This window comes from Lactobacillus sp. S2-2 (assembly GCF_021698855.1).
Classification (GTDB): domain Bacteria; phylum Bacillota; class Bacilli; order Lactobacillales; family Lactobacillaceae; genus Fructilactobacillus.
In genome coordinates, this window is the sequence record NZ_WWFA01000003.1 from 121048 (window position 1) to 133963 (window position 12916).

The window sequence follows — 12916 nt, forward strand, 5'->3', positions numbered from 1 at the left end:
TAGCAAATGAAAGATGATAAGATAATGTCATATAAAAGATTGTGCAATAAATAACAATCGTTGGAGGTTTTATACTATGAAAGTAACAGTAATTGGTTGTACACATGCTGGAACATTTGCAATTAAACAAATTTTAAAAGAAAATCCAGATGCTGAAGTAACAGTTTACGAAAAAAATGATAACATTTCCTTCTTATCTTGCGGAATTGCTTTATATCTTGGTGGAGAAGTTAAAGATCCTCAAGGATTATTTTATTCAAATCCTAAAGAATTATCCGACTTAGGGGCTAATGTACAAATGAAACACGAAGTAACTAATATTGATACTGAAAATAAAAAAGTATCAGTTAAAAACTTAGATAATAATGAAGAAGTTGAACAAGATTACGATAAATTAGTTATGACTTCTGGTTCACTACCTGTTGTTCCACCTCTAGAAGGTATCGATAGTAAAAACGTTCTTTTATGTAAAAACTGGAATGATGCTCAAGCTTTATTTGAAAGAGCTAAAGATTCAAAAAGAATTACAGTTATTGGTGCTGGATACATTGGTGCTGAACTTGCTGAAGCTTACATTAAAAAAGGACATGATGTAACTCTTGTAGATAGTACTGGTCGAATTTTAAGTAAATATTTTGATAAAAAAATTACTGATGTTATCGAAAAAGATTACACTGATCACGGCGTAAAATTAGCTAAAGGTCAAAGAGTTACTGGATTTGAAGATAAAGGTGATTCAGTAATTGTTAAAACTAATGAAAGTGAAATTGAATCTGATTTGGCTATCTTATGTATCGGATTCAAACCAAATACATCACTTCTTAAAGGTAAAGTAGATATGATGGACAATGGCGCAATCATTACTGATGATTACATGAGAAGTTCAAACAAAGATATTCTTGCAGCTGGTGATTCAGTTGCAGTTCACTATAACCCAACTCATAAAAATGCTTATATTCCATTGGCTACAAATGCCGTTAGACAAGGTATTTTAGTTGGTAAAAATATTAATAACCCTACTACTAAATATATGGGTACTCAATCATCATCAGGTCTAAAATTATTTGATCGCACATTTGTTGCTACTGGATTAACTCTTGAGGCAGCAAAAGAACAAGGCATTAATGCAAAACAAGTGGTTGTTGAAGACAATTATCGTCCTGAATTCATGCCAACTACTGAACCTGTTCTTATGAGTTTAGTTTATGAAGCTGATTCAAAAGTTATTTTAGGTGGAGCATTATCAAGTATGTATGATGTATCTCAATCAGCTAATACTTTATCACTTGCTATTCAAAACAAGAATACCATTGATGACTTAGCAATGGTTGATATACTATTCCAACCACACTTTGACCGTCCATTCAACTACTTAAATATTTTAGGACAAGCTGCACAAGCTCAAGAAGAAGAAGAATAGTAAAAAAGAAGCGATTAATCGCTTCTTTTTTTATAATAAATTAGCCTTTTTACTTTCAATTAATGCCATTAACATTGTAAAAAATATAAATCCACCGGCAAAAATAAATAAAGTAGGATAATTAAATAATTCAACAAACAATCCACCAATCAATGGTCCTGCAGCTCTTCCCATTGACATAAAGACATTATATGTTCCTTGATATTTACCTTTTTCTTTAATATTAGCAAGTCTATCAATCCAAACTGGAATTGATGGTAGTCCATTCATTTCACCAAATGTTAAGATAACGATAATAACTACAAAAGATAAGTATTGTCTGGCACCAATTAGTAAAAAGAATGATAAGGCAAAAATAGAAATTCCAAAACAAATTTGTGAACCCATTTTAAATCGGTTACCAATTTTATTAATTAAAGGCTGTCCAAAAACTATCATTAATCCATTAATTGTCCATAAAAGACTGTAATGTTCAAATGAAATACCTAATTGTGTTAATCTGACAGACATTACACTTTCCCAAAGTGTATAACTCATATAAATTGCAAATGTCATTAAACAAATTAATAATAATAATTTTACATGATTTCCAGATTGAGAATCATCAGTTGATTGCATTTGATTTTCTTTTAATTTTTTTGCTTTAGCCTCTTCAATATTAATATTAAATTTAAATAATGTTAAAAAGAAAACAATTGCATAAAATGTAGCTGCAACAATAAACACGGTTGTAATTCCGTAATTTAATAAATAACCAACTGAAGCAGTCCCAACTACCACTCCTACATTTAAGCCAATATAAACCGCATTAAAAACATATCTAGTTGTTTTAGAAGTTATTAATGAGGCATAGGAATTTAGAAGTGTTAGACTACATCCATTTCCAAGACCATAAGTTAATAATAGTAAAGAATAACTTAATCCACCATGAAAAAAAATTAAAATAATAACCGAAATTAAAGTAATAGAAACACTAATTAAAGCTACTTTATATGGCGACCATTGATCAAATAAGTAACCACCAATATAATTTCCAATAATCATAAAAACAGACATTCCAAATAAAACTACTCCAGAAATAGTAAGAGACATCCCTAAATGATCATGCATATAAATAGTGGTCAAGGGCCACATAAACGATGAACCAGTATTCAATAATAATGCATATATTAAAATGACTGGTAAGCTCAATTCTTTTTTACTATTAGACAAATAATCACTTCCCGTTTTTTATAATAGTTACATCATAACAAAATTAAAGATTATCGGTATCTTTTTTTATTATAATTGACTTATATATCCTTAGTCAGTTATACTGACAAAAACATTATTAAAGGAGGAAAACATCATGAATAGAAATAATAATAAACTTTGTTGTTTGATTATCGATAATTATGCTGTTTTCTCTCGGATAGTTTGTAATTAATATTAATTACCGTTAATCTTTTATGTAATCAAAATGATTAAAAATCTTGGGGCACATCATAATTATCAAAAATTGATAATTATGATGTGCCCTTTTTGTATATTTAAAAATTAGAAAGGAATTTTTTTATGTCTAAAATTTATAACTCTATCAGTGAATTAATTGGTAATACTCCAATTATAAAATTAAATGAAAAACTTGTACCTAATGATGCTGCTGACGTTTACGTTAAACTAGAATTTTTCAATCCCACTGGATCAATTAAAGATCGAATTGCAGAATCAATGATAGAAGAAGCTGAAAAACATGGAAAATTAAAACAAGGTGATACAATCATCGAACCTACATCAGGAAATACTGGTATTGGACTTGCCTCAATAGGAGCTGAAAAAGGATATCATGTAATTATTGTTATGCCTGAAACAATGAGTATTGAACGCCGTAAAATTATGCAAGGATATGGTGCAGAACTAATTTTAACTCCTGGAAATGAAGGTATGAGTGGATCAATTAAAAAAGCCCAAGAATTAGGTCAAAAACCTCATACATTTATCCCAATGCAATTTGAAAACATTGCTAATCCAAATACTCATGCAGAAAATACTGGTAAAGAAATTATCGAAACATTTGGGGAAAATAATCTTCCTGATGCTTTTGTAGCAGGAATTGGTACTGGTGGAACTTTAAGTGGGGTTGGTAAGCAATTAAAGCAAGAAAATGAAAATATTAAAGTTTATGCATTAGAGCCTGAAGAATCACCACTACTAAAAACAGGTCAAAAAGGACCACATAAAATTCAAGGTATTTCTGCAGGATTCATTCCTCAGACATTAAATCAACAACTATATGATGATATATTAGAAATATCTAGTGATGAAGCAATTGAAATGGCTCAATTAACTGGTAAAAAAATGGGATTCACACCTGGAATTTCTAGCGGAGCTAATATTGCCGGAGCAATTAAGTTAGCTAAAGAAATGGGCTCAGGAAAAAGTATCATTACAGTCGCTCCAGACTACGGTGATCGTTATCTTTCTACTGATTTATATGACTTCTCAAATTAAATACTCAATAAATCATTTATTTTGAAAGGATTATCTAATATGAACAATTCCAAATTAATTAAAATTGGAATTTTAAATTTAATGCATGACAAACTTAGTTCTAAAAATAACTTTGATAGTACCTTAAAAAATTCATCAGCAAATATTGAAATAACTTATTTTTATCCAATCACAAAATATACAAATCAAAAAATCCCGGATGAAGTAAAAAAACTTTCTAATACTTTAAATCTAAATAACTTAGCTGATTTTGATGGATTTATTATTTCTGGTGCTCCAATTGATAAATTAGAATTTGATCAAGTTTATTATTTTGATGAAATTAAGAAGTTGATTAATCAATTAAATAAACTTAATATTTCTCAACTTTATATTTGTTGGGGAGCAATGGCTGCCCTACATCATCTATACGGTTTTAATAAAAATATTTTACCCAATAAATTTTTTGGTGTTTATCCTCATTATATTTTAAATAATTCTAGTTTAATTGGGGGATTAAAAAATGGATTTCAAGCTCCACATGCTCGCTATGCCGAGATGGATTTATCTAATATTAATAGCTTTCCTAAATTAAAAGTTGTTGCAGAAACCACTAATAGACATGCTTTTTTAATTGAAAATCAGCAAGAAAAACAAATATTCTTATTTTCACATTTAGAATATAATCAAAATGATTTATATAAAGAATACTTACGTGAAACAAAAAGCTCTAAACAAAATAAAAAAGCAAAAATTGTTCGTCCTAAAAATTATATTAATGATATTTCTTCTTTACAATGGCAATATTCCAAAGAAACTTTTTTTAATAATTGGATAAAAAAAATCACATGAAAAAATTCATGTGATTTTTATTTTTGACTTATCTTGTAAATTGCGTAAAGCTTGAATTATAAAAACCTTTTTGTAGAGGCTTATTACTTGAATTAACAAGAATAAAACTGTTATTAGAAGTAAATCTTAAGTATGTTGTACAAGTTTGTTTTTGACCTTTTAAACGATACTTAACTGATGCAAAATTACTTTTTCCAATTTTTAAATTATAAGTAGCATGAGAAAATTTTGTACTAGTTACTTTATCATTCTTAATAAATTGTAATGACATTCCTTTATTATTATCAAAAATTAATCTTTGTGATTGATTACTTTTATTAAAAGAACTATTCCATGAACCTTCAAGTGTTTCACCAGTTATCTTTTTATTAGTAGTTGCTTTTTTACTAGTTTTTTTAGTTGTCTTTTTAGTTGTAGCTTTTCCTTTTTGTTGAACATGAATTATACGGTAAAAGTAAGATTTACTATTTACCTTATTAGCATAAACATATAATTGGGTTGCTGCTTTTTGCTTACTTGGTAAATCTAATTCAAAATTACCATTTGTTTTACTTGCATATGTTTTAGCAAGAACTTTTTTATTTTTAGTTTTTACTGTAATTAATGACCCTTTTGTTGCTTTACCACTAACTTTATTACTATTACTATAAATTGCATTCACATTTAATGAAGGTGAATTTTGTGCAATTTTTGTATTACTTTTAGCACTAACTCCTAAACCTAATGATGCGATTAACATAAATCCGGCTAAAGCCTTTAAAATTATTTTTTTCATTACAATCTCCTTTTCAATAAAATTATTATATATCATTTTTCTGATTAAAAACACTTTTTTAGAAATTATATATAATTAATTAACTATTTTGTAATCTATCATTTAATTAAAATAGTTGATAAATGATAAAATAATCATTATAGTGATTAGAGTAAAATACAAACGTATTAAGAAGGGAAAGTCTAACTATGATACATGTTGTAACGGATTCAACCGCACAATTAACTTCTGAAGAAATTAAAGAAAATAATATTAAAATAATTCCACTTCAAATCAATGATAACGGAAAAAGCTATACTGATGGAGTTGATATCACAAGACAAGAATTTTCAAATCGTCTTGCAAATGAAGAGGGATTTCCTCAAACTAGTCAACCTGCTTTAGGTCAATTTGTACAAACTTATCAAGAAATCATTGATGAAGATCCAGATGCAGAAATCATTTCATTTCATATCACAAGTTTTTTAAGTGGTACTTCTGATACAGCTAAAACAGCTGCACAACAATTTGATAATCGAATTGAAGCAATTGATAGCGAATCAACTGATCGAGGTCAAAGCTTTCAAATATTAGCTGCTGCACAAAAAATTAAAGACGGGAAATCAATGAATGAAATTATTGCAGAAAATAAATCAATTATTGATAACATTAATTTATTTGTTTTCGTTAATAGTTTAGAATATTTAGTTAAAGGTGGTAGAGCTAGTAAAATGACTGGTTTTATTAGTTCTTTAATTCAAATTAAACCAGTTTTAGAATTAAAAGATAATGTTTTAGGTGTAAAACAAAAATATCGTGGTAAAAAACGTTTATTAAAAGCTGCTGATGAATTAACTGAAAAAGTTATTGCTGATGAATCAGTATCTGAAGTTTGTCTATCCTATGTTGATGATGATACTGAAGTAAATAAAATTGCTGATAAAATTAAATCTGAAAGACCAGATATTAAAGTTATTGCCCAATTAACTAGTCCAATCGTAATGACTCATGTTGGTCCTGGCGGATTCGGTTATATCTACAAATAAAAAAAGGCTATCTAAGATAGCCTTTTTTTAGTACCAACCGTTTGCTAACCAGAATGATTTTGCAGCACTCCATGAACCATAACGACTGTTTACGTAGTTGTCAGCAACTCTTTCTTGATTAGCTGCTGAATAATCACCATTTAAGTATGATGATGATAATTGGTATTTACCAACATATTGACCGTTTCTTGCTGAATATGAACCACTTGATTCACGATTAGCAATCCATGATTTAGCTGAATTATCATTTCCTGAAACATTTGATGAATAATTAGCTTGTGTTTGATTTGATTGTACTTGGTTATTTTGTTGAGTAGTAGTGTTTTGTGGTTGTTGAACTTGTGTGTAACTTTGAGTTTGATCACCACTTGTTGGCATAATTAATTCTTGTCCAACATAAATCATGTTAATGTTACTTAGATTATTTGCCTTTTCTACATCACTGATTGATACATTATTACGATTTGCTAGTTTAGAAACTGTGTCTCCGCTTTGAACTGTTACTTTAGTAGATGCATCTGCACTAATTCCTACTAATAATAGGCCTAAAAGTGTAGTACTTGCTGCGATAACTGATTTGATTCCTTTAATTTGTTTGATAATATATTCCTCCAGAAATTGTTCCGATTTTAAGTTTAGTTGATTTCTTCTAATCAACAATAAGTATTCTACAGACGATTGATTACAATTAGATAACAGAATAATTAAATAAATCAATGATTTTCGTAATTATGTAATCATTAGATAATATTAGGTAATATAAAAAATAAAATTATTACAATTTAAATTGTTATCAACAACAAAATTCTAATTTTGAAATTATTAAATCTTTATTTCATATTTTTTTCTTATTAGAAAATTTAAAATAAAGGATATATACTTAGATATGTAATTTACCAAGCAATAAAAAAGCTGCCTTTGTTGTATAATAAAGGCAGCTTTTTTATTGGAGGTCAATTAATTATGGAATTTTTACTAATATTTATTTTTGGTATTTTAGGTGGTATTTCAAGACTTTGGATTTCTAATTCAATTAGTTATGAATCGTTTCCATATATGATCTTAGTGATTAATTTACTTGGAACCTTTGCTTTACCAATTTGGAATAATTTTCTTGGACAAAAAGTAAATCAAAAACTTAAAATTGCAATAGGAACTGGATTTATTGGTTCTTTTACAACTTTTTCTGGAATTACCATTGATTTAATTAAATTTATGCAAGCTTCTAATTATTTGAGTGCTTTAATTTATTTAACAATTACGATAATATTTGGGTTCATCTTATCTATTATTGGAAATAATTTAAGCGAAGATTTAATTAATCAAGGAGATATCAAATGATTACATACAGTTTAGTCGGATTAGGTGCAGGCTTTGGTGCTCTATTAAGATACCAAATTACAAATATATTTAAGAAAAAAACAATTGGTTACTATGGAACATTTTTAATCAATATTTTGGGTAGTTTTCTTTTAGGTTTATTTTTTGCCACTTGTTCAACTAATTTATATAGTCTTTTAGGCACTGGCTTTTGTGGTGGATTTACAACTTATTCAACTTTTAATAATGAATTATCTAATTTATTTTATGAAAAAAAGACCAAAAGATTATTCATCTATTGGTCTTTGTCTTATCTTTTTGGTATATTACTCGGTATTATTGGATGGTTGATTGGAACCAAAACAATTTAATAATTGGCAAGTTTCATTTTATCATGTACAATAACTATTGGAATTTATGATTCCATCAAGCAGAGATATGGTGTGGAAAGCCATATCTCATTTTTTTGCTTATTTTTCAAGTTTTGCCATTAAATAAGCATTATGATAATCACCATTTACATAGTATTGTTCTTTTAAAGTCCCTTCAATTTCAAAACCATATTTTTCATAAATATGAATTGCTGGTTTATTTTCAGCATCTACATAAAGATAAATACGATGAAGATTTAAAGTCTTAAATCCATAATTAGAACAAGCTTCAAATGCTCTTTGTGCTAAACCTTGTCCTGAAAACTCGTCAGATAATACAATTTCGATTTCTGCATGACGATGTCTATAATCAATATCAATTAACCCAACTAATCCTGCAAATTCACCGTCTTGATCAATTACAAATAAACGAGTTGCTAAATCCTTATCTTGCTTTTCATAAAAATCTTCTAGATTTCTATAACTCATCATCGGTTCTTCAAACCAATAATCCATTGAGGATTTTTGATTAAAAATTTCATATAATTCAGGTAAGTCTTCTTTTTCAAGCACTCTTAATTTCATCATATTTACTCCCTCAAATTACTTATCGTTTAAATGATGATTACTATTTTCATCATTTTTAAGATTTAATTCTACAAACTTCCCTGAGTCTGTATAAACAATCCATTCTGCTAAGTTAACTGTATGATCACCAATTCGTTCCAATAATCGAATAACCATTAAGTAACTAGCTGCTGCTTGAGCAACATTTGAATCTTCTTTTAAATCACGAGTAATTTCATCTCTTGTTTTAGCATAATATTCATCAAGCTTCAAATCTTCTTGTGCAACTTCCATTGAAACCTTAACATCAACTTTAACATATGCATCCAATACTTGCTCTAACATTCTTCTAACATGTTTAGTCATCTTATCAATTGTTTCTTCAACTGATTTAATTCTTGGATTTCCTTTAGCACGAATTGTTTCTTTTGAAATATTGATAGCATTATCACCAATTCGTTCTAAATCATTACTAGCTTTTAACATACTAATGATAATTCGAAAATCAGAAGCAAGTGGTTGTTGTAAAGCAATTAAATTTAGCGCTTGTTGTTCCAAACTCATTTCTTCTTCATTAATACTGTCATCAGATTTAATTACTTTATTAGCTAATTCAATATCATGATCACTAAAAGCCTTTGTTGATTGATAAATTTGTTCACTAACGTTAATTCCCATTTCCATAAAACGGCCACGCAATTTTTTTAATTCATCATGAAATAATTCTCTCATTAAATATTCCCCCTATCCAAATTTTCCATTTAAATAATCACTTGTCATTTGTTGATCAGGACTTAAAAACATCTTTTTAGTTTTATTGTATTCAATTAAATCACCATCAAGCATAAAAGCAGTTTTATCTGAAATACGTGCTGCTTGATGCATATTATGAGTTACCATAATAATTGTAAATTCTTTTTTTAATTTTAAAAGCGTATTTTCTACTTGGTTACTAGAAATTGGATCAAGCGCACTAGTTGGTTCATCAAGTAAAATTACATCTGGCTTAACTGCCAAAACTCTTGCAATACAGATTCTTTGTTGTTGTCCACCAGAAAAAGATAACGCATTTTTGTGTAGATTATCTTTAACCTCATCCCAAACTGCTGCTTTTTTTAAACTATCTTCAACAATTTGATCAATTTCCTTTTTATCTTTAATTCCTTTTAGTTTTAGTCCATAAGCTACATTATCATAAACAGAAAAAGGAAATGGATTGGGTTGTTGAAAGACCATTCCAACTTGTTTTCTCAAATCATCTGATTTCATTTTGCTACTATAAATATCTTTATCATGTAATTTAAAGTCCCCTTGAATGGAAACTCCAGGAACTAAATCATTCATTCGATTTAAGCATCTTAAAAACGTTGACTTACCACAACCCGAAGGTCCAATTAATGCCGTCAATTCATTCTTATTAAAATCTAAACTAATACCATGTAATGCTTCTTTTTTTCCATAAAATAATCTTACATCTTTGGTTTCAATAATCTTTGTCATTATTTTCTCCTTATATTAGCCAAAATGTCCAGTTATATAATCTTCTGTGGCTTCTTCACTTGGATTAGTAAAGATTTTTGATGTCTTATCATATTCAATCAAATGGCCCATGTGGAAGAAGGCAGTATAATCAGAAATTCTTGAAGCTTGTTGCATATTATGAGTAACCATAATAATAGTGTACTTTTCACTTAATTCTTTTATTGTTGCTTCAATTTTTTTAGTAGAAATTGGATCAAGTGCACTAGTTGGTTCATCAAGTAATAAAATATCTGGATTCATTGTGATTGCACGCGCAATACATAATCTTTGTGCTTGACCTCCTGATAATGACATTGCACTTTTATTAAGTGAATCTTGTACTTCTTCATATAATGCGGCTTTCTTTAGACTACTTTTTACAACTTGATCAATTTGTTTATTATCTTTTATTCCATGTTTTTTTAAAGCAAAAGTTAAATTATCTTTAATTGATTTAGCAAATGGATTGGGTTGTTGAAAGACCATTCCAATTTGTTTTCTTAATTCATAAACATTAATCGCTGAAGAATTGATGTTTAACCCTTCATAATTAATTTGTCCATCAACAGTTGCTACATCATCATTCATACGATTTAAGCATCTTAAAAAAGTAGATTTACCTGATCCAGATGCTCCAATAAAAGCAATAATACGATTTTTTGGAAATTGCATACTAACATCAAAAGTTGATTGTTTTTCACCATAAAACACATTTACATGCTTTGCATCTAATGCAACACGCTCTGGTTTAAACTGAATAATATTATTTTTTGTCAAATCATATTGTTTCATAATAATCTCCTATTTATCTCCAGTAAGTTTTTTGTATACACGATTTCCAATATATCTAGCACCAAAATTAAAGATTAAGATTACAATAATTAATACCGCAGATGAAGCACTTGAAATAATATCTGCATCTGGAGTGATTCCATCAGTATTAACTTTCCAAATATGAACTGCTAAAGTTTCTGCTGGTCTCATTGGATTTAAAAAACTAGTTTCACTAAATGGATTAAAGTTGGTATAACTCATAGTAGGTGCACTTTGACCAGCAGTGTAAATTAATGCAGCTGCTTCTCCAAAAATACGACCTGCACTTAAAATAATTCCAGTTAAAATTCCTGGCAATGCTTCTGGAATTATAACTCCTTTGATTGTTTCCCAGCGAGATAATCCAAGTGATAATCCTGCTTGTCTTTGCAATGGGGACACTGAATTAATTGAGTCTTCAATACTTCTTGTTAGAATAGGTAAGTTTAAAAACATTAAAGCAATTGATCCGGCTAAAATAGAAAAATCTAATTGAAATTTAATTACTAAAACTAAATATCCAAATAACCCAATTACGATTGATGGTAAAGAACTTAAAACTTCAATCGATGTTCTAATAGTTGAAGTTAACCAGTTAGGTTTAGCATATTCGGCTAGATAAATTCCAGCTCCCATAGAAATTGGAATTGAAATTAAGAGTGATAAAACTAATAAGTATAATGAATTAAATAATTGATTAACAATTCCTCCACCTGCAGCAAATGCTTTTGATTCAGTAAATAGGAACTTAAATGATACATCAGGTAAGCCTGTAATTAAGATATAACCAATTAAAGAGAGTAAAATTAAAACAACAATACTAACTAATCCAATGATGACACCAGTTGCGATTTTGTTATTTCTTCTAGCATTCATTATTTAAGTTGCCCCCTCTTTGCAATGTATTTAACCACTAAGTTAAAGAATAATGACATAAGTAATAAGATTAATGCTAATGACCAAAGTGCGTTATTAGGTAATGTTCCCATGATTGTATTACCAACTTCTGTAGTTAATTGACTAGTTAAAGTTGATGTTGGACTAACTAGACTAGTTGGCATTAAGGCTGAATTTCCAATCACCATTTGAACAGCTAGTGCTTCACCAAAGGCTCTTGCCATTCCAAAGACAATTGCTGTCATAATTCCTGGCAATGCTGCTCTTAAGATAACTTTATAAATAGTTTGCCAACGAGTTGCTCCAAGAGCAAGTGATGCTTTACGATAATGACTTGGTACAGCATTTAAACTATCAATAGTTAAAGTAGTAATTGTTGGTAATACCATTACGAATAAAACAATTGATCCAGCTAAAATTCCAAATCCTGTCCCACCAAATAAAGTTCTTACTGCTGGAACAACTACTGTCAATCCAACAAATCCATACACAACTGATGGAATTCCAACTAATAACTCAATAATTGGCTGTAGAAATTTTGAGCCTTTTTTATTTGCAATTTCAGTCATGTAAATTGCAATCGCAATTGCAAACGGAGTAGCAATTAATGCTGCTAACAAAGTAACTCCAAAGGATGTCACAATCATTGGCAGAGCTCCTGTCATTTTCTGAGAAGGACTCCAATCAGTTCCAGTCAAGAATTTAATTGGATTAACATGATTTGAAATAAATGTTGCCATCCCTTTTGTTGCAATGAAAAATATAATCGATGCCACTAAGATAACAATTAATCCGATACATAATACACTAATACGACGACCAAATCGATCTTGTTTTGTAGCCTTACTAGGTTTTAATAACTTATTTTTAATTTCACTCATAAATT

General features: G+C 28.8%; 15 protein-coding genes. 6 read left to right on the forward strand and 9 right to left on the reverse strand.

The genetic code is table 11. The features are described 5' to 3' along the window. Window positions 1–76 precede the first annotated feature (76 nt). Window positions 77–1420: an FAD-dependent oxidoreductase gene (locus GSH19_RS03945; RefSeq protein ID WP_237026788.1), complete on the forward strand. Its 1344-nt coding sequence runs from the start codon at window positions 77–79 to the stop codon at window positions 1418–1420. A gap of 30 nt (window positions 1421–1450) precedes the next feature. Here the strand turns inward: GSH19_RS03945 and GSH19_RS03950 are convergent, their stop codons facing one another. Beyond that, window positions 1451–2632, reverse strand: a complete 1182-nt coding sequence (locus GSH19_RS03950; RefSeq protein ID WP_237026789.1) for an MFS transporter — start codon at window positions 2630–2632, stop codon at window positions 1451–1453. A gap of 342 nt (window positions 2633–2974) precedes the next feature. Between GSH19_RS03950 and cysK the strand changes: the two genes are divergently transcribed. Continuing rightward, a complete protein-coding gene (gene cysK, locus GSH19_RS03955; RefSeq protein WP_237026790.1) occupies window positions 2975–3910 on the forward strand; it encodes a cysteine synthase A in 936 nt (311 codons plus the stop codon). A gap of 39 nt (window positions 3911–3949) precedes the next feature. Further along, complete coding sequence (locus GSH19_RS03960) at window positions 3950–4741, forward strand: homoserine O-succinyltransferase (RefSeq protein WP_237026791.1); 792 nt, start codon at window positions 3950–3952, stop codon at window positions 4739–4741. 28 nt (window positions 4742–4769) lie between these two features. On the opposite strand, the gene GSH19_RS03965 is transcribed toward GSH19_RS03960, so the two are convergent. Further along, on the reverse strand, window positions 4770–5516 hold the full coding sequence (locus GSH19_RS03965; protein WP_237026792.1) for an Ig-like domain-containing protein: 747 nt from the start codon (window positions 5514–5516) through the stop codon (window positions 4770–4772). Window positions 5517–5704: 188 nt separating this feature from the next. On the opposite strand from GSH19_RS03965, the gene GSH19_RS03970 reads away from it, so the two are divergent. Continuing rightward, window positions 5705–6541 carry a DegV family protein gene (locus GSH19_RS03970; protein WP_237026793.1) on the forward strand — a complete coding sequence of 279 codons (837 nt, stop codon included), beginning with the start codon at window positions 5705–5707 and terminating at the stop codon, window positions 6539–6541. A 27-nt stretch (window positions 6542–6568) separates the two neighbouring features. On the opposite strand, the gene GSH19_RS03975 is transcribed toward GSH19_RS03970, so the two are convergent. Beyond that, window positions 6569–7132 carry a LysM peptidoglycan-binding domain-containing protein gene (locus GSH19_RS03975; protein ID WP_370636151.1) on the reverse strand — a complete coding sequence of 188 codons (564 nt, stop codon included), beginning with the start codon at window positions 7130–7132 and terminating at the stop codon, window positions 6569–6571. Window positions 7133–7504: 372 nt separating this feature from the next. Between GSH19_RS03975 and GSH19_RS03980 the strand changes: the two genes are divergently transcribed. Next, window positions 7505–7882, forward strand: coding sequence for a CrcB family protein (locus GSH19_RS03980; protein WP_237026794.1), 378 nt, complete (start codon window positions 7505–7507; stop codon window positions 7880–7882). Further along, window positions 7879–8232: a CrcB family protein gene (locus tag GSH19_RS03985; RefSeq protein WP_237026796.1), complete on the forward strand. Its 354-nt coding sequence runs from the start codon at window positions 7879–7881 to the stop codon at window positions 8230–8232. Before GSH19_RS03980 ends, GSH19_RS03985 begins: the two co-directional genes overlap by 4 nt. 99 nt (window positions 8233–8331) lie before the next feature. Here the strand turns inward: GSH19_RS03985 and GSH19_RS03990 are convergent, their stop codons facing one another. From GSH19_RS03990 to pstC, 6 genes are read right to left on the reverse strand one after another with little or no spacing between them, the layout of a single operon-like run. After that, a complete protein-coding gene (locus tag GSH19_RS03990) occupies window positions 8332–8820 on the reverse strand; it encodes a GNAT family N-acetyltransferase (protein WP_237026797.1) in 489 nt (162 codons plus the stop codon). A 15-nt stretch (window positions 8821–8835) separates the two neighbouring features. Next, window positions 8836–9531, reverse strand: a complete 696-nt coding sequence (gene phoU, locus GSH19_RS03995) for a phosphate signaling complex protein PhoU (RefSeq protein ID WP_237026801.1) — start codon at window positions 9529–9531, stop codon at window positions 8836–8838. 12 nt (window positions 9532–9543) lie between these two features. After that, entirely contained in the window at window positions 9544–10299 is a 756-nt protein-coding gene (gene pstB / locus GSH19_RS04000) for a phosphate ABC transporter ATP-binding protein PstB (RefSeq protein ID WP_237026802.1), read from the reverse strand. Window positions 10300–10314: 15 nt separating this feature from the next. Then, entirely contained in the window at window positions 10315–11112 is a 798-nt protein-coding gene (gene pstB / locus GSH19_RS04005; RefSeq protein WP_237026803.1) for a phosphate ABC transporter ATP-binding protein PstB, read from the reverse strand. Between the two features lie 9 nt (window positions 11113–11121). Then, window positions 11122–12009, reverse strand: coding sequence for a phosphate ABC transporter permease PstA (gene pstA, locus GSH19_RS04010; protein WP_237026804.1), 888 nt, complete (start codon window positions 12007–12009; stop codon window positions 11122–11124). Beyond that, window positions 12009–12911 (reverse strand): phosphate ABC transporter permease subunit PstC, encoded by a 903-nt coding sequence (pstC, locus tag GSH19_RS04015; RefSeq protein WP_237026805.1) that lies wholly within the window; start codon window positions 12909–12911, stop codon window positions 12009–12011. Before pstC ends, pstA begins: the two co-directional genes overlap by 1 nt. Window positions 12912–12916 lie beyond the last annotated feature (5 nt).